This window comes from Micromonospora sp. WMMA1949 (assembly GCF_027460145.1).
GTDB lineage: Bacteria > Actinomycetota > Actinomycetes > Mycobacteriales > Micromonosporaceae > Micromonospora.
This window is the reverse complement of record NZ_JAPZBG010000001.1, coordinates 6,303,990-6,320,116: the sequence shown is the minus strand read 5'-3', so window position 1 is coordinate 6,320,116 and position 16,127 is coordinate 6,303,990. Positions and strand designations below refer to the sequence as shown.

Here is a 16,127-nt window from a genome sequence, read left to right as displayed (position 1 = left end):
AACGATCCCCGGCGCCGTCGCCCCTGGTGGGCGGCCCGGGACCGGATTCGCGGAGGCACGCACCGGAGCCACCCCGGCACGGCTGGTGAACGACCGATCGAATGTCGGCGATCCTGGATTTGCAGCCGTCATTACGCTGCGAAGTGGTTGATCGCCGGAACCACGGACGACAGGTGGAAGAACCTCAGATGAGTGACAATCACCCTCCCTACGGAGGCTATCCGGACCCGAACGCCGGAGCGTGGGGCAACCAGCCCGACCCGAACGCCCCGTACGGCGCCCAGCCGGCCTCCGGCGCGCCCTACGGCTCGCCACCGGCGTCAGGTGCCCCGTACGGCTCGCAGCCGGCCTCCGGCGCGCCCTACGGCGCCCAGCCCGCTTCCGGCGCACCCTATGGCTCGCAGCCGGCCTCCGGCGCGCCGTACGGGGCGCCGCAGCCCGCGGTCTCGTACCCGGGGCAGGCCGGCTTCCCGCCGCCGGCCGCGCCCTACGCGCCCGGCACGCCCCAGGGCGGCGGCGGCAAGAGCAAGGGGCTGATCGTCGGCCTCGCCGCCGGTGCGGTGACGCTGACGCTGCTCTGCTGCGGCGGCGGGCTCGCCTACGTCGCCTTCAACGGCGACGAGGACGACCCGCAGCCGGTCGCCTCGGGCAGCGCCACCCCCGGCCCGGACAGCAGTCCGTCCGCGACCCCCAGCGCGGACGCGCCCGAGTCGACCGGGCCGGACGGACCCACCAACAACGACGCGATCACCGCGCGGTACGCCAGCGAGATGTCGGCGGTCTGCGACGGGGGACCGATCCTCAACGCCGCCCCGTACACCGCGCCGGCGGGCTCGAAGGCGTACGTCTTCTCCAACTCCCCGGACCGGCCGTCGTTCTGGTCGCAGAAGACGGTCAGCTCGGCCAAGCCGTACTACGCCAAGTCGGCGGACTTCGCCACGGTGTCCGTCATCGGCTGCCTCAAGATGGTCGAGGGCAGCGAGGGCACGCCGAAGAAGTGCCAGTACAAGAACAGCGAGGACAAGGTCGTCACCGTGGAGTACATCTCCTCGCGGTACACGCTGACCTTCCACGCCGCCAAGACCGCCGAGAAGGTCGGTGACGGCGGCACGGTGAACGCGCCGGCCGCCCGCTGCCCGAGCTTCATCTCCTACAACAAGGTGACGATGAAGTCGTACGCGTCGCCGGACAGCGGCACCATCGAGGCCGCGCTGGACCGCTTCCTGCGGTAACCGACGCCGCGGTGACACGAAGCCGGCAGGCCGGGACTCCCGGCCTGCCGGCTTCGTCGTGTCCGGCTCAGAAGTCGTCGTCGAACGTGACGCTGCCGGTCACCCCGACCTGGTACGCCGACACCCGGCGCTCGAAGAAGTTGGACAGCTCCTGCACGTCCTGCAACTCCATGAACGCGAACGGGTTGCCGCTGCCGTACATCGGCGCGATGCCGAGCACCGCCAGGCGCCGGTCGGCCACGTGCTGGAGGTACTCGCGCATGTCGGCCAGTGACATCCCGGGCACGCCCTGCCCGAGCAGGTCCTCGGCGAAGCTCACCTCGCACTCCACCGCCTCGGCCAGCATCTCCCGCACCTGCCGCTGCATCTCGTCGTCGAACAGGTCCGGCTCCTCGGCGCGTACGGTCTCCACCACGTCGAAGGCGAACGCCATGTGCATCGACTCGTCCCGGAACACCCAGTTGGTGCCGGAGGCCAGCCCGTTGAGCAGGCCCCGGGAGCGCAGGAAGTAGACGTAGGCGAACGCGCCGTAGAAGAACAGGCCCTCGATGCACGCGGCGAAGCAGATCAGGTTGAGCAGGAACGCCCGCCGGTCCGCCCGGGTCCGCAGTTCCCGCAGCTCGAAGATCGAGTCGATCCACCGGAAGCAGAACTCGGCCTTGCGGGCGATCGACGGGATGTTCTCCACCGCGGCGAACGCGGCGAACCGTTCCTTCTCGTCCGGCACGTACGTGTCGAGCAGGTTGAGGTAGAACTGGACGTGCACCGCCTCCTCGAACAGCTGCCGGGACAGGTAGAGCCGACCCTCGGGCGAGTTGACGTGCTGGTAGAGGTTGAGCACCAGGTTGTTGGCGACGATGGTGTCGCCGGTGGCGAAGAACGCCACCAGCCGCGACACCAGGTGCCGTTCCGCCGCCGACAGCTTCGCCAGGTCGGCGAGGTCTCCGTGCAGGTCGACCTCCTCGACCGTCCAGGTGTTCTTGATGGCGTCCTTGAACCGGTCGAAGAAGCGCGGGTAGCGCATCGGCCGCAGGGTCAGGTCCATGCCGGGGTCGAGCAGCATGTGCCGGGTCGGTGCGGTGGTGGTCACTGGCATGCCTCGCAGCTCTCGGGGTTCTCCAGGGAACAGGCCAGCGCCTCGTCGTCGCTCACGGCGGAGACCACGCCGGCGACCGGGGCGAGCACCGGCGCGACGGTGGCCTGCTGGATGCGGGTGGCGGGACGGGATCGCAGGTAGTAGGTGGTCTTCAGCCCGGCTTTCCAGGCGTACAGGTACATCGAGGACAGCTTGCCGATGGTCGGCGCGCTCAGGAACAGGTTCAGCGACTGGGACTGGTCGACGAAGGGTGCCCGCGCCGCGGCCAGGTCGATCAGCGCCCGCTGCGGCAGCTCCCAGGCGGTGCGGAACAGCTCCCGCACCGGCGCGGGCAGCTCGGTGATGTCCTGCACCGAGCCCTCGGCCCGCTTGATCCGGTCGCGGACCTGCGGCGTCCACAGCCCGCGCGCCTTCAGCTCCCGCACCAGGTACGTGTTGACCTGCAGGAACTCCCCGGACATGGTCTCGCGCTTGAACAGGTTGGACACCTGCGGCTCGACGCACTCGTAGCAGCCGGCGATGGAGGCGATGGTGGCGGTCGGCGCGATCGCCACCAGCAGCGAGTTGCGCAGCCCGCCTGCGGCGATCCGCTCGCGCAGCGCCGCCCACCGGCCGGCCTGCGCCGGCTCCGCGCCCCACAGGTCCGGGTGCAGGTCACCCTTGGCGGCCCGGGTCTGCGGGTACGCCGGATGCGGGCCGAACCGCTCGGCCAGCCCGGCGGAGGTCTCCAGCGCGGTCAGCAGGATCTCCTCCTGCACGCGGGTGGACAACTCCTTCGCCTCGGCGGAGTCGAACGGCAGGCGCAGCGTGAAGAACGCGTCCTGCAACCCCATCAGCCCGAGCCCGACCGGCCGCCAGCGCGGGTTGGACGCCGCCGCCTGCTCGGCCGGGTAGTAGTTGATGTCGATCACCCGGTCGAGGAAGATCACCGCCGTACGCACCGTGGCGCGCAGCCGCTCCCAGTCCACCCCGTCGGCGGTGACGTGGGCGCCGAGGTTCACCGAGCCGAGGTTGCACACCGCGGTCTCGGTGTCGTCGTTGACCTCCAGGATCTCCGTGCACAGGTTGGACAGGTGGATCACGTTGCCCGGCTCACCGGTCTGGTTGGACAGCCGGTTCGCGGCGTCCTTGAACGTCATCCAGCCGTTGCCGGTCTGCGCGAGCGTGCGCATCATCCGCCCGTACAGATCCCGGGCCTTCACCGTGCGCACCGCGTTCTTCTCCGCCGCCCGGTACGCGGCGTCGAACGCCTCGCCGTACAGGTCGGGCAGTTCCGGGGCGTCCGAGGGGTCGACCAGCGACCACTCGCCGTCGGCCTCGACCCGGCGCATGAACTCGTCCGGGATCCAGTTGGCCAGGTTGAGGTTGTGCGTACGCCGGGACTCCTCGCCGGTGTTGTCCCGCAGCTCCAGGAACTCCTCCACGTCCGGGTGCCACGGCTCCAGGTATACGCAGGCCGCGCCCTTGCGCCGGCCGCCCTGGTTGACCGCCGCCACTCCGGCGTCGAGTGTCTTGAGGAACGGCACGATGCCGTTGGACCGCCCGTTGGTGCCCCGGATCAGCGCGCCCCGGCCGCGCACCCGCGACCAGGCGATGCCGATGCCGCCGGAGAACTTCGACAGCTTCGCCACCTGGTGGTACCGCTCGTAGATCGAGTCCAGCTCGTCGCGCGGCGAGTCGACCAGGAAGCACGACGACATCTGGGTGTGCCGGGTGCCGGAGTTGAACAGCGTGGGGGAGCTGGGCAGGTAGGCCAGGCTGGACATCAGCCGGTAGAACCCGACCGCCTCGCCGGGGGTGCGGGACAGCCCGCAGGCCACCCGCAGCAGCCAGTACTGCGGCGTCTCCACCACCAGCCGCGTCTGCGGGTGCCGCAGCAGGTAGCGGTCCGCCACGGTACGCAGTCCGAAGTACTCGAACCGCCGGTCACCGTCCGGGTCCACGGCGTCGTCGAGCTTGCGGGCGTGCCGGGCCACGAACTCGGCCGTCTCGTCGCCGATCAGCCCCAGCCCGTGGGCGTACGCGATCGACTGGCTGAAGCTCGCCACGCCCTGGCCGCGGACCTCCTTGTCCACGTACGCGGCCAGCAGCCGCGCCGCCAGCTTCGAGTACTGCGGCTCCTCGCCGATCAGCTCCGCCGCGGTCTGGATCGACAACCGGTCCAGCTCGGCGGTGGTCGCCCCGTCGTAGAGCCCGCTGATCGTCTTCGTGGCCACCCGCAGCGGGTCCACCTCGTCCAGGTCGGCGACCCAGCGCTCGACCGCCCGCACGATCTTGTTGACGTCCACCGGCTCGGTGTCGCCGTCCCGCTTGCGTACCCGCATCGCGAGCCGGCGGGGCTCGGACCCGCCGCCGGTGGACGGGGGACTCTCCTGCACGACCGTCATGACCTCTCCTCGCTGTCACCGTCTGGAGACGGCGGGAGACGCCAACGGGCGCGGCGCAGGGCCGGCCCGGCTGCTGGCGTCGGTCGTCCCGCGCGACCTCCGACCGCCGTACGCGGAGGCGTACGGCGCGCTGGCAGGTCTTCGGACTCGTGGGCCCGACCGGGGTCGCCGGTCGCCTACCGGCCGTCGCTTCCCAGGCCGGTGGCCCAGTGCTGTTGACGGCTGTCGTTCCCACTCACCGCTGCGGGGCAGTCCCGGATTCCCACCGGGTTCCCTCTTGCCTCGGCCCCACCCGTGAAGGCTCGGCCGAACCAGCTGCGGCACCACCATATATGGCGGTGAGGGCGGTTGGGCAACACCAGATGTCGTGTCGGGCGTGTCGGATGGATCTCACTGTCCACAGTGCCTACCCCCGATGCCGGCGCTCGCCGCCGGGCGCGATACTCGGCGTATGGGGAATTCCGGACGCCGCTGGGCGTGGGTGGCGGTCCTGCTCGTCGGCGTCGGGCTCCACCTGCTGGTGCTGGAGACACTGGCCGGCACCGGCACGGTCACGTTCGTGCCGGCGCTGATCCTGCTCGGCGCGTCCGTCGCCCCGGCCACGTTCCTGGCCTTCGCCCAGAGCCGCCCGGGCCGCCGCCCCGTCCCCGGTTCCGTCGTCGGCGTCGCCGCGCTGCTCGGCGGCGTGATCGGCGTGGTCGCGGCGGGCTGGCTGGAGTACGACGCGCTGCACCGGCTCGGCGTCCTGCCGATGGCGCTCGTCGGCCTGGCCGAGGAGACCGCGAAGCTGATCGTGCCGGCCGGCATCCTGCTGCTGTGGCACCGGCACCGGCACCGGTCACCGGCGGAAGGGCTGGTGATCGGCGTGGCCTCCGGCGCCGGGTTCGCCGCGTTGGAAACCATGGGCTACGCGTTCGCCGCGTTCGTCGGATCGCAGGGCAACCTCGGCGAGGTCGAGCAGACGCTCCTGGTACGCGGCCTCACCGCGCCCGCCGCGCACCTGGCCTGGACCGGGCTGACCGCCGCCGCGTTGTTCGCGTTCGCCGCCGCGCCCGGCGGCCGGAAGCTGGCGGCGTTCCTGCTCACCTTCGCCGCCGCCGTCACGCTGCACACCTGCTGGGACACCTTCGGCACCCAGCCCGCGTACGTGTTCATCGGCGGCGTCTCACTGGGCTGGGTGCTGCTGCGCCTGCACCTGGACCGCGAGCGGCCGCCCGCGTCCGGGACGCCGGTCGTGCCGGCGTCCCGGGAGACGGCAGCGCATCCCGGTTGAGCCGGCCGCCCGGCGCCGCGCCCGCCCGCAGCCCGTCAGCCGGCGGCCAGCCGGACACCGAGCGCGACGAAGGCGACAGCGCAGAGCCGGTCGACCCGCCGCGACCAGCGGCTGTCGCCCCACCGGCGGGCGAACCGCCCGGCGCCCACGCCGAGCGCCAGGTCCACGGTGAGCTGCACCGCGACGAACAGCACGCCGAGCAGCACCAGCTGCGCCGCGACCGGGCCCGCCTCGGGCCGGACGAACTGCGGCAGGAACGCCACGCTGAACAGGATCATCTTCGGGTTGAGCAGGTTCGTCAGCAGCCCGCGCCGGAACGCCCGGCCGCCCCCGCCGTCCGGCCGGTCGGCGGCGGCGCCGGGCCGGCCGGCGCCGCGCAGCGCCCGCAGGCCCAGCACGATCAGGTACGCCGCGCCCGCCCACCGGATCGCGGTGAACAGCACCGGGGACGCGGCGATGACGGTGGCGAGCCCGGCCACCACGGCGGCGACGTGCACCGCCTCCCCGGCGGCGACGCCGAGCGCGGCCACCGCGCCCGCCCGCGCGCCGTACCGGGTGGCGTTCGCGAGCACGAACATCATGTCCGGCCCCGGGGTGAGCATGAGCACCACGATCGCGGCCAGGTAGCCCGCGAGCGTGGCGGCGGAGAGTCCGAGCACCGCTCAGCCCTCCCCGGCGCCGTCGAGCAGGGCCCGGCGCAGCGCCAGCCGGTGTTCGCGCCGGATCTGCGCCTCCCGGTAGCGCCGCCGGTCGCCGTCGGTCTCGGTGCGCAGCGGCGGCACCGGCCGGGGCCGGCCGTCGTCGTCCACCGCCACCATCACCAGGTGCGCGGTCGCCACGTCCACCGGCGGCACCGCGCGGTCCCACCGATCCGCGCTGACCTTCACCGCCACCTCCATCGAGCTGCGGCCGGCCCAGGTGATCCGGGCGTCGACGTGCACCACGTCCCCGACGCGCACGGCGCGCAGGAACGCGGTCTCGTCGATGGCGGCGGTGACGGCCGGACCGTCGGAGTGGCGGGCGGCGACCACCCCGGCGACCGAGTCGATCAGGTTGAGGATGCGCCCGCCGTGGACCGTGCCCATCAGGTTGGTGTGGTGCTGGTCCATGATCTGCGACAGGGTCAGGTGCGAGGCCGACGGTGGTCGGCCGGTGAGCGTGATGGTGTCGGGCACAGTGCGGTTCCGTCCTCGCAGAAGCGGACCGCCGACCGGCCGGGGTGTGCACGTCGAGGGCACGCCGACGGCGTACCGCGCGGCGTGTCACCCGCCCGACCCACCCGCGAGGTCGACGGCGGCGCGCACCGGTGGTACGCGCGACGCGGGCAGGTCTTCGGACTCGCGGGCGTGACACGAGGTCGCCTACTGGCCGTCGCTTCCCAGGCCGGTGGCCCAGTGCTGTTGACGGCGGTCGTTCCCACTCACCGCTGCGGGGCAGTCCCGGACTTACACCGGGTTCCCTCTTACGACACCCGGCCGTCGCCGACCGGGTGAACCAGCGCTTCCCGCAGCGTAGCCCAGCCCTCGCCTCCTCCCGGAGCCCACCCGGCGGGCCGGCCCCGGGGCGTCACGACGGTGTCGATCCGCTTCCCGCGGCGGCCAGCGGCGCCGCGCCGAACGACACCGCGAACCGCTTGCACCAGATCGACACGCTGCGCAGCCCGTCCAGTTCCACCGACGCCGGGATGTCGTACACCTGGTCGCCGATGTTGCCCTTGAGCCGGCCCAGCTCGACCCAGCGGCCGTCGTCGAACACCTGCCAGCCCGCCCGGCCGGGCAGCACCTTCCGGTCGGTGAGCCAGACCCGCAGGTCCGGACCGTCCGACGTGTCCAGTCCGCGCAGGAGCAGCTGACGGCGGCCGTCGGCGAGCCGGACCAGCTGCGCCCGGCCGGACGTGTCGTGCTCGTGCGTGACGAAGTCCCCGGCGGCGAGGACCACGTCGGCGGGCGGCGCGCCGGTCACCGGCGGGCCGCTCGTGCCGGCCGGCTGCGGCTGCGGTTCCGTCACCGACGGCAGCGCCTCGCGTACCTCACGGTCGGTCACCAGCCGCCACGGCTGGAACAGGTACAGACCCACCGCGAGACCGGTGACGGCCACGACGGCGAGCCCCGCCAACACCACACGCTTTCTGCCCATGCTCCGACGGTAGGCGCGGACCCGCCGTAAAGATCTTTCCGTCCGCTTACGGGTCGACCGCGGGCCGCCGTGCCGGGACGTCGGTGGGTAGCGTCTGGCGCATGGGGCGCTACGTGCTCGTCGTCGACGACGACCGGACGGTGAGCGACGTCGTCCGGCGGTATCTGGAACAGGATGGCTGCCGGGTCCGGCTGTCCTTCGACGGGGCCGACGCGCTCGCCGCCGCCGAGCAGGAGCCGCCCGACCTGGTGGTCCTCGACCTGATGATGCCGGGTCTCGACGGCATCGAGGTGTGCCGGCGGCTGCGTCGCCGGCTGCCTGGCCTGCCGGTGGTCATGCTCACCGCGCTCGGGGACGAGGCGGACCGGGTCGCCGGGCTGGAGGTCGGCGCGGACGACTACGTGACCAAGCCGTTCTCGCCGCGCGAACTGGTGCTGCGCATCAGGTCGGTGCTGCGGCGCGCGGCCCCGCCCGACCGGGGACCGGCGGGGGTGCTGCGCGACGGCGACCTCACCGCGGACATCGACCGCCGCATCGCCGAACGCGGCGGGCGGCCGCTCGGCCTGACCGTACGGGAGTTCGACCTGCTCGCGTTCCTGCTGGCCAATCCGGGGCGCGCGTGGTCGCGAGCCGAACTGCTGGACCGCGTGTGGGGCTGGCGGTTCGGCGACCAGTCCACTGTCACCGTCCACGTCCGCCGGCTGCGGGAGAAGATCGAGGACTGCCCCGCGCAGCCCCGGCGCATCGTCACCGTGTGGGGCGTCGGCTACCGCTACGAGCCGCAGGAGTCCCGGTGAGCGAGCTGCTGGTCATCGGCTTCTACGCCCTGCTGGCCGGCGCGGTCGTCGGCGCGCTCGGCGCCTGCGCGCTGCGGCTGGTGCGCCGCCGGTCGATCCTCGCGCACATCGCGGTGCTGCTCGCGGTCACGATCGTCTCGGTGACGGCCGGCGTCACGGCCGTCGCCCAGGCCATGTTCCTGTCCGCGCACGACCTCCAGGTCGTCCTCGTGACGGTCGCGGCGTCCGCGGCGGTCAGCCTGGCCGTCGGGGTGGCGTTCGCCCGCCGGCTCGCGCAGGCGGCGGTCTGGGCCGACCAGGCCCGGCAGCGGGAACGGCAGCTGGAGGCCGGCCGCCGCGAGCTGGTCGCGTGGGTCTCCCACGACCTGCGTACGCCGCTCGCGGGCCTGCGGGCGATGGCGGAGGCGCTGGAGGACCGGGTGGTCGACGAGCCGGCGGCGGTGGCCGAGTACCACCGCCGGATCCGGGTCGAGACGGACCGGATGACGCGCCTGGTCGACGACCTGTTCGAGCTGTCCCGGATCAACGCCGGAGCGCTGCGGCCCGCGCTGTCCCCGGTGCCGCTCGGTGACGTCGTGTCCGACGCGATCGCCGCCACCGCGCCGCTGGCCGCCGACCGGCGGGTGCGTGTCGTCGCCCCGGAGACCGGCTGGCCGACCGTCCGGGCGGCCGAGGCCGAACTCGCCCGCGTCGTGACGAACCTGCTGGTCAACTCGGTGCGGTACACGCCACCGGACGGCACTGTCCGCATCGACGCCGGCCGGGAGGACACCGACGCGTGGCTCGCCGTCTCCGACACCTGCGGCGGCATTCCGGAGGCGGACCTGCCCCGGGTGTTCGACGTGGCGTTCCGGGGGACCCGGGCCCGTACCCCCGCACCGGCCGGCACCGGCGAGGCGGCGCCGGCCGGCGGCGGGCTGGGGCTGGCGATCGTGCGCGGGCTGGTGGAGGCGCACGGCGGGCGGGTGCACGCGCACAACGTCACCGGCGGGTGCCGGTTCGTGGTCCGCCTGCCGGCGGTCTGACCGGCCCGGGCCGGTCAGCCGGCGCCCGGGGGACCGGTCTCTACCAGGCGCCCGTCGGCCAGGCGCAGCCAGCGGCCGACGTTGATCGCGGTGAGGAACCGCTCGTCGTGGCTGACCACCAGCAGTGCGCCGCGGTACGCGTCGAGCGCGCCCTCCAACTGACCGACGCTGACCAGGTCGAGGTTGTTCGTCGGCTCGTCGAGCAGGAGGAGATGCGGCGCGGGTTCGGCGCCCAGGACGCAGGCCAGTGTGGCGCGCAGCCGCTCACCGCCGGAGAGCACCCCGACCGGAAGGTGCGCTCGCGGGCCGCGGAACAGGAAGCGGGCGAGCAGGTTCATCCGCTGCGCGTCGGGGGCCTGCGGCGCGAACGCGGCCAGGTTCTCCGCCACGGTCCGGTCCAGGTCCAGCAGGTCCAGCCGCTGCGACAGGTACGCGATGCGGCCGTCGGCGCGCGTGATCCGGCCGCTGTGGGGTTCCAGGTCGCCGGCGATCAGGCGCAGCAGGGTGGACTTGCCGACGCCGTTGGCGCCGAGCAGGGCGATCCGTTCCGGACCGCGGATCGTCAGGTCGACGCCGTCGGCGGCGAACAGGTGCCGCCCGCCGTGCCGGATCCGGACCCGCTCGGCGTTCAGGAGGGTGCGTCCGGCCGGCACGGTGGTGGCGGGCAGTTCCACCGTGATCGTCTGCTCGTTGCGCAGGGCCCGCTCGGCCTCGTCGAGCCGCGCCCGGGCGTCGTCGACCCGTCCCGAGTGCATCTCGTTCGCCTTGCCCGCGGACACCTGCGCGTCCCGCTTCAGGCCGCCGGCGACGATCCTCGCCAGACCCGCGTTCTTGAGGTTGCGGGCGGCGTTGCCGGCTCGGCGGGCCGCCCGCTCGCGGGCCTCCTGCAACTCGCGCTTCTCCCGCTTGAGTTCCTGTTCGGCGCTGCGGACGTTCTTCTCCGCCACCTCCTGCGCCGCGCGCACGGCCGCCTCGTACGCGGTGAAGTTGCCGCCGTGGAACCGCATCTCGCCGCGGTCGAGTTCGGCGATGCGGTCCATCCGGTCCAGCAGCGCCCGGTCGTGGCTGACCAGCAGCAGGCAGCCGTGCCACTGCTCCAGCACGTCGTAGAGCCGGCGCCGGGCGTCCAGGTCGAGGTTGTTCGTCGGCTCGTCCAGCAGCAGCACGTCGGGCTGCTTCAGCAGTTGCGCCGCCAGGCCGAGGGAGACCACCTGCCCACCGCTGAGCGTGCCCAGGCGCCGGTCGAAGGCGAGGTCGCCGAGACCGAGCCGGTCGAGTTGGGCGCGGGTGCGCTCCTCGATGTCCCAGTCGTTGCCGATGGTGGTGAAGTGCTTCTCGTCGGCGTCGCCGGCCTCGATGGCGTGCAGCGCCGCGATCAGCGGGGCGATCTCCAGCACCTCCGCCACGGTGAGGTCGGCGGCGAGCGGCAGGGTCTGCGGGAGGTAGCCCAGCACGCCGTCGACGGTGACCGACCCGGCGGCCGGCCGGTACTCGCCGGCGATCAGCTTGAGCAGCGTGCTCTTGCCGGCACCGTTCGGCGCGACCAGTCCGGTCCGGCCGCCGCCGAGCGTGAAGGAGAGGTTCTGGAAGACCGGGGTGTCGTCCGGCCAGGAGAAGGTCAGGTTCGAGCAGACGACGTAGGAGTCGGACATCGGGAAGACGACCTCGAAGGTGAGGGCGGGCGGACCTCAGCCGCCCGGCGGGGGACATGGTCTCGGGGAAGGACGAGGCGACCACGGCGTTCGGCGCTGACTCGCGCGTGCCGGTGGTCTGTCGCATCTGCGGGGCTCACCCGGAGATGTCGTCGTCGCCCGTCATGTCTGGTCTCCCTGCTGCTCGGACCGTCCGAGCCTAGATCGTGCCGGTACACCGTGCAACGACGTTGCGCGCCCGCCGGTCGCGCCGGAAACCGCGCCGCAGCGGCGTGACCTGCGTTACCTCTCGCCGATGCGGGAATGTGATCACCGGAGGCGCATTTGACTCAGGGTGTGAGTGCCGCACCCTCTTCCGCCCGGTCGCACGTCGGCCGGACGGAAGTAACCCAGACGACCGATGCCACCCCGACGCCCACCCCGGGCGACCTGATGAGCCGAGGCCGGCGCCTGAGGCTCGTGCTCGTCCTCGGCTCGCTGATCGCCGTGGGTCCGCTGACCATCGACATGTACCTGCCCGCGCTGCCCGCGATCGTCACGGACTTCGCCACCACGTCGGCGGCGGTCCAGCTGACGCTCACCGGGACGCTCGCCGGGCTCGCCGTCGGGCAGCTGCTGATCGGGCCGCTGTCGGACGCGGTCGGGCGGCGGCGTCCGCTGATCGCCGGTCTCCTCCTGCACATCGTGGCCTCGGCGCTGTGCGTCGTCGCCCCGAACATCGCCGTCCTCGGCGTCCTGCGCGTCGTGCAGGGCCTCGGTGTCGCCGCGACCGCGGTGGTGGCGATGGCGGTGGTGCGTGACCTGTTCAGCGGGTCGGCGTTCGCGACCATGCTGTCCCGGCTGCTGCTGGTGATGGGCGCGGCGCCGGTCCTCGCCCCGACGCTGGGCGGCGGTGTGCTGCGGTGGACCGACTGGCGTGGCGTGTTCGTGGCCCTGGGCGTCTTCGGGGTGCTGCTCGTCGTGCTGGCCACGCTCGCCCTGCCGGAGACGCTGCCGCCCGCGCGCCGTCAGCGCGGCGGGGTCGTGGCGACGGTGCTGAACTACGGCGGGCTGCTGCGTGACCGGGTCTTCGTCGGCCTGGTCCTGGTGGCCGGCCTGGCCATGGCGGCGCTGTTCGCGTACGTCGCCGGCTCGTCGTTCGTCCTCCAGGACACCTACGGCCTCGACGAGCAGGAGTTCGGGCTGGCGTTCGGTGCGGGGGCGGTGGGCCTGATCGGCGCGACCCAGTACAACGTGCGGCTGCTGCGTCGCTACTCGTCCCAGTGGATCCTGGTGGCCTCGCTGGTGGGGGGCACGGTGGCCGGGCTGGCGCTGCTGGTGTTCGCCGCGACCGGGTTCGGCGGGCTGCCCGCGCTGCTGGTGTCGCTGTGGGTGGTGCTGGCGGCGGCGGGTCTGGCCATGCCGAACGCACCGGCGCTTGCCCTGTCCCGCCACGGCGAGGCGGCCGGCACCGCGTCCGCGCTGCTCGGTGCGGTGCAGTTCGGCGTGGGCGCGGTCGCCGCGCCGCTGGTGGGCGTGCTCGGCACCGGCGCGGTGGCGATGGCCCTGGTGGTGGCCGGCGGGATGGTGGCGGCGCTGCTGGTGCTGCTGGTCGTGGTACGGCCCTCGCAGCTCGCCGGCCTGGAGGCGGATCCGGCGGTCGCTGTCGCGCACTGACCGGGCCGCCCGGATCGCGCCGCGTGCGCGCGGTGCCTACGCTGCTGCCATGAACCCCCCGGCCCGCATCCTGGTCGAGGGCGTCCACGGCTCCGGCAAGTCGACGCTCGCCGCGCTGCTGGCGCAGCGGTTCGGCCTGCCCTGGTATCCGGTCGACGACCTGCTGTGGGAGCCCGGCTGGGTCGAGGTGCCGGTGGCCGAGCAGCGTCGCCGGATCGACGCGATCTGCCGGCGCGACAGGTGGATCCTCGACGGCGCCTACCACGGCTGGCGGGACGTCGTCCTCGGCCGCGCCGACCTGGTGATCGGCCTGGACTATCCGCGCGGGGTCTCGTTCCGGCGGCTGCTGCGCCGCACGCTCGGGCGTCTGGCCAGCGGGGAGCAGATCTGCAACGGCAACCGGGAGACGCTGGGCAGCGTGCTGTCCCGGGACTCCGTCCTGGTGTGGCACCTGACCGGGTTCGGCCGGGCGCGGCGGCGGATGCGGGCCTGGGCGGCCGACCCGGCCGGGCCGTCGGTGCTGCTGTTCGACGATCCGGCCGCTCTCGACGACTGGCTGGCGCGCGGAGCGCCGGTGACGCCGCGGGCCGGGCCGGATCGCAGCGGCCTGCGACCGCTGACGTGACTACATCGGGAAGCGGCCCTGGCGCCACTGCCAGTGCCGGCCCGCCCGCAGGTGGTCGATCACCGCGCGCTGCAGCGCGGTGCGGCGCGGCAGCCGGTCCAGCGGCGTGTCCAGGGTGCGGAACACGAACCGCAGCACCTCGACGTCGCCGTCCAGCCCGGGCAGGTCCTGGTAGGGCTCCACGGCGAACCGCCGCTGGAACCGGATGATGTTGGAGTCCTCCGGCAGGTATTCGCGTAACTGCGGGTCGAGCAGCCAGGAGCCGCAGGAGAACGCGGTGTAGCGCTCGCCGGGGAAGTGGCGCGGGAAGAACGCGCGGGCCCGTTCCAGCGACGCGTCGACCGCCTCCGGGGTGAGCGGTCCCGAGTCCGGGATGTGCAGGCCGATCGCGTCGCCGTCGCCGCGCTGGTGCTGGAGCCGGCCCAGCTCGTAGAGGCCACCGCGCACGTGCAGCGTCAGCCAGCTCTGCATGACCGGCCAGCCCTCACCGTTCATCCGCCGGTCGACAGCGAGGTTGTTGCCCAGGTCGGCGAGCGTCGCCCAGGACACGTCGTCGGGGACGCCGTGGTCGCGGTGGTAGGCCCGGGTCACGTCGACCAGGGCGAGGTACGCGTACGCGTAGAGGTGCCGCCAGGCCGGGCCCCGGTCGCGGGGCAGCGCCGGGCCCGGTGGCAGCCAGCCGAAGCCGCCGAGGTCGGCGCGGACCAGGGCGATCGAGCGGTCCAGCAGCCAGCGCAGCTCCGGGGTCCACAGTGGTGAGCCGGGCTCCGGCCAGCCGGCCAGGATCTCGGCGGCGTCGTCGGGGCGGACCGCGAGCCGGTCCAGCAGCGCTGGCGCGTCCGCCCGGGAGGGCAGCGGCGCCGAGGGCAGGTCACCGGCGAGCCGGCGCACCCGGTCGACCTCCTCGGCGGGCACGCCGAGCCGGCCGGCGACGTCATCGACATCCATGGCGGTGACGCTACCGGCCGGCGCCTGCTCCGACAGCCCCGTGCGTGGTCAGCGCCGTTGCTGGCACGGCACGCAGAAGCGGGCCGAGGGCAGGATCTCCAGGCGGGCGGTCGGGATGTCCTGCCCGCAGCGCTCGCAGACGCCGTACGTGCCCTCGGACATCCGCTTCAGCGCCTGGGCGGTGTCCGCGACGCCCTGCCGGGCGGTCTCGATCAGCCGGCGCAGCGTGTCCGGGTCGTGGCCGCCGTGGTCGGGCTGCCGCGTGTGCACCGTCAGCTCGGTGAGCTGGTCGGTGTACTCGCCGAACTGCCGGTCCAGCAGTTCGCGCAGCGTGTCGGTGCGGTTGAGGGCGTGCGTCATGTCAGGCGCTCCTTTCCGGGCGGCGCGGGGTGTCGTGCGGGTGTCGCAGGGCCGAGATGGCGGCCATGCCGGCGCCGGTCAGCGCGGCGGTACGGGGTGACGCGGCCCGGTGGACGGTCGCGCCGAGCGTGGCGACCAGGCGGGCCGTCACGTCGGGCCGGGTGGCGCCGTCACCGATGACGATCGGGCCACGGGCCAGCGCGTCGCGGACCCGGGGCCGCAGCGTCGCGTCCTGTCGCAGCTCGCGTACCAACCGGGCGGTGGTGTCGGCGAGCATCGCGGCGGTCGTCGCGTGGTTGAGGTCCCGGGTGCCGACGTCGGCCCGGCGGGCGGCGACCACCCGGCCGTCCTCCAGCAGCGCCACCTCGGTGAGCTGGGCGCCGATGTCGGCGACCAGCAGCGTGCCGGCGGCGGCACCGGCGCCGATGGCGCCCGCCCGGACGCTGTCCAGGAACAGCAGCCGGGACGGCGCGAGCACGGCGGTGAGCACCCGCCGGGTCGCCTCCTGCTCGGCCGGCGCGGCGAGCACCGGCCGGCAGGCCACGACGAGCGCACCGACCGGCACCGGGGTGCGGTGGTCGCGCAGGATCCGCCGCAGCTCGGCGACGCAGGCCGGACCGTCGACGATCCGGCCGCGCCGGACCACGGGGCTGCGCAGGCCGTGGCCGAGCGGGACGCTCAGCGTCCGGCCCGGGCCCAGCCAGATCCGCAGCAGGCTGCTGCCGAGGTCCACGGCGACGGGCGCCTCGTCGACGGCCGCCGGCGGGCGGCTGCCGTGGGAGCGGCCGATCAGCATGCCGGTACGGGCCGGTGGGCGAATGGTGGTGAGAGGGTGCGGCATACCGACCTCTTTCGGATCAGGGTGCCCAACGGGGCGGTGGATCGTGCGGGGGAGGGGCGTGGCCGGGGACGCGGGCGCCGGATCAACTCGACGGCGCCG

The 16,127-nt window shown here is 73.6% G+C and carries 15 protein-coding genes and 2 riboswitches; of the genes, 6 read left to right on the top strand and 9 right to left on the bottom strand.

The window, feature by feature from the left end:
• Positions 1 to 188: 188 nt before the first annotated feature.
• Entirely contained in the window at positions 189 to 1,232 is a 1,044-nt protein-coding gene (locus O7607_RS29625; protein WP_269706746.1) for a hypothetical protein, read from the top strand.
• 67 nt (positions 1,233 to 1,299) lie between these two features.
• On the opposite strand, the gene O7607_RS29620 is transcribed toward O7607_RS29625, so the two are convergent.
• Positions 1,300 to 2,328, bottom strand: coding sequence for a ribonucleotide-diphosphate reductase subunit beta (locus tag O7607_RS29620; protein ID WP_269706745.1), 1,029 nt, complete (start codon positions 2,326 to 2,328; stop codon positions 1,300 to 1,302).
• Positions 2,319 to 4,715, bottom strand: a complete 2,397-nt coding sequence (locus tag O7607_RS29615) for a ribonucleoside-diphosphate reductase subunit alpha (RefSeq protein WP_433495835.1) — start codon at positions 4,713 to 4,715, stop codon at positions 2,319 to 2,321. The genes O7607_RS29620 and O7607_RS29615 overlap by 10 nt, the downstream gene beginning before the upstream one ends.
• Before the next feature lie 116 nt (positions 4,716 to 4,831).
• Positions 4,832 to 5,046, bottom strand: a riboswitch (cobalamin riboswitch).
• Positions 5,047 to 5,166: 120 nt separating this feature from the next.
• Between O7607_RS29615 and O7607_RS29610 the strand changes: the two genes are divergently transcribed.
• Complete coding sequence (locus O7607_RS29610; RefSeq protein WP_269706744.1) at positions 5,167 to 5,988, top strand: PrsW family intramembrane metalloprotease; 822 nt, start codon at positions 5,167 to 5,169, stop codon at positions 5,986 to 5,988.
• Positions 5,989 to 6,023: 35 nt separating this feature from the next.
• Here O7607_RS29610 and O7607_RS29605 read toward each other — a convergent pair whose 3' ends face one another.
• From O7607_RS29605 to O7607_RS29595, 3 genes are all read right to left on the bottom strand, one after another.
• Positions 6,024 to 6,647 carry a LysE family translocator gene (locus O7607_RS29605; protein WP_269706743.1) on the bottom strand — a complete coding sequence of 208 codons (624 nt, stop codon included), beginning with the start codon at positions 6,645 to 6,647 and terminating at the stop codon, positions 6,024 to 6,026.
• 3 nt (positions 6,648 to 6,650) lie between these two features.
• On the bottom strand, positions 6,651 to 7,163 hold the full coding sequence (locus tag O7607_RS29600; RefSeq protein WP_269706742.1) for an acyl-CoA thioesterase: 513 nt from the start codon (positions 7,161 to 7,163) through the stop codon (positions 6,651 to 6,653).
• Between the two features lie 131 nt (positions 7,164 to 7,294).
• Positions 7,295 to 7,502: riboswitch (cobalamin riboswitch) on the bottom strand.
• Positions 7,503 to 7,554: 52 nt separating this feature from the next.
• The gene (locus O7607_RS29595; RefSeq protein WP_269706741.1) at positions 7,555 to 8,124 is read right to left on the bottom strand and encodes a DM13 domain-containing protein; all 570 of its coding nucleotides are present in this window, start codon (positions 8,122 to 8,124) and stop codon (positions 7,555 to 7,557) included.
• 101 nt (positions 8,125 to 8,225) lie between these two features.
• Between O7607_RS29595 and O7607_RS29590 the strand changes: the two genes are divergently transcribed.
• On the top strand, positions 8,226 to 8,921 hold the full coding sequence (locus O7607_RS29590; protein ID WP_269706740.1) for a response regulator transcription factor: 696 nt from the start codon (positions 8,226 to 8,228) through the stop codon (positions 8,919 to 8,921).
• Positions 8,918 to 9,946: a sensor histidine kinase gene (locus tag O7607_RS29585; protein WP_269706739.1), complete on the top strand. Its 1,029-nt coding sequence runs from the start codon at positions 8,918 to 8,920 to the stop codon at positions 9,944 to 9,946. The genes O7607_RS29590 and O7607_RS29585 overlap by 4 nt, the downstream gene beginning before the upstream one ends.
• A 14-nt stretch (positions 9,947 to 9,960) precedes the next feature.
• Here O7607_RS29585 and abc-f read toward each other — a convergent pair whose 3' ends face one another.
• A complete protein-coding gene (abc-f, locus tag O7607_RS29580) occupies positions 9,961 to 11,598 on the bottom strand; it encodes a ribosomal protection-like ABC-F family protein (RefSeq protein WP_269706738.1) in 1,638 nt (545 codons plus the stop codon).
• 432 nt (positions 11,599 to 12,030) lie between these two features.
• Between abc-f and O7607_RS29575 the strand changes: the two genes are divergently transcribed.
• Entirely contained in the window at positions 12,031 to 13,254 is a 1,224-nt protein-coding gene (locus tag O7607_RS29575) for a multidrug effflux MFS transporter (RefSeq protein WP_269706737.1), read from the top strand.
• Positions 13,255 to 13,303: 49 nt separating this feature from the next.
• Positions 13,304 to 13,879 carry an adenylate kinase gene (locus O7607_RS29570; RefSeq protein WP_269706736.1) on the top strand — a complete coding sequence of 192 codons (576 nt, stop codon included), beginning with the start codon at positions 13,304 to 13,306 and terminating at the stop codon, positions 13,877 to 13,879.
• Here O7607_RS29570 and O7607_RS29565 read toward each other — a convergent pair whose 3' ends face one another.
• Genes O7607_RS29565 through O7607_RS29555 form a run of 3 tightly spaced genes read right to left on the bottom strand, consistent with a single transcriptional unit; the run spans position 13,880 to position 16,028 of the window.
• Positions 13,880 to 14,827: an acyltransferase domain-containing protein gene (locus tag O7607_RS29565; RefSeq protein WP_269706735.1), complete on the bottom strand. Its 948-nt coding sequence runs from the start codon at positions 14,825 to 14,827 to the stop codon at positions 13,880 to 13,882.
• Positions 14,828 to 14,875: 48 nt separating this feature from the next.
• A complete protein-coding gene (locus O7607_RS29560) occupies positions 14,876 to 15,187 on the bottom strand; it encodes a TraR/DksA family transcriptional regulator (protein WP_269706734.1) in 312 nt (103 codons plus the stop codon).
• Position 15,188: 1 nt separating this feature from the next.
• Positions 15,189 to 16,028, bottom strand: a complete 840-nt coding sequence (locus O7607_RS29555) for a rod shape-determining protein (RefSeq protein WP_269706733.1) — start codon at positions 16,026 to 16,028, stop codon at positions 15,189 to 15,191.
• Positions 16,029 to 16,127: the final 99 nt, after the last annotated feature.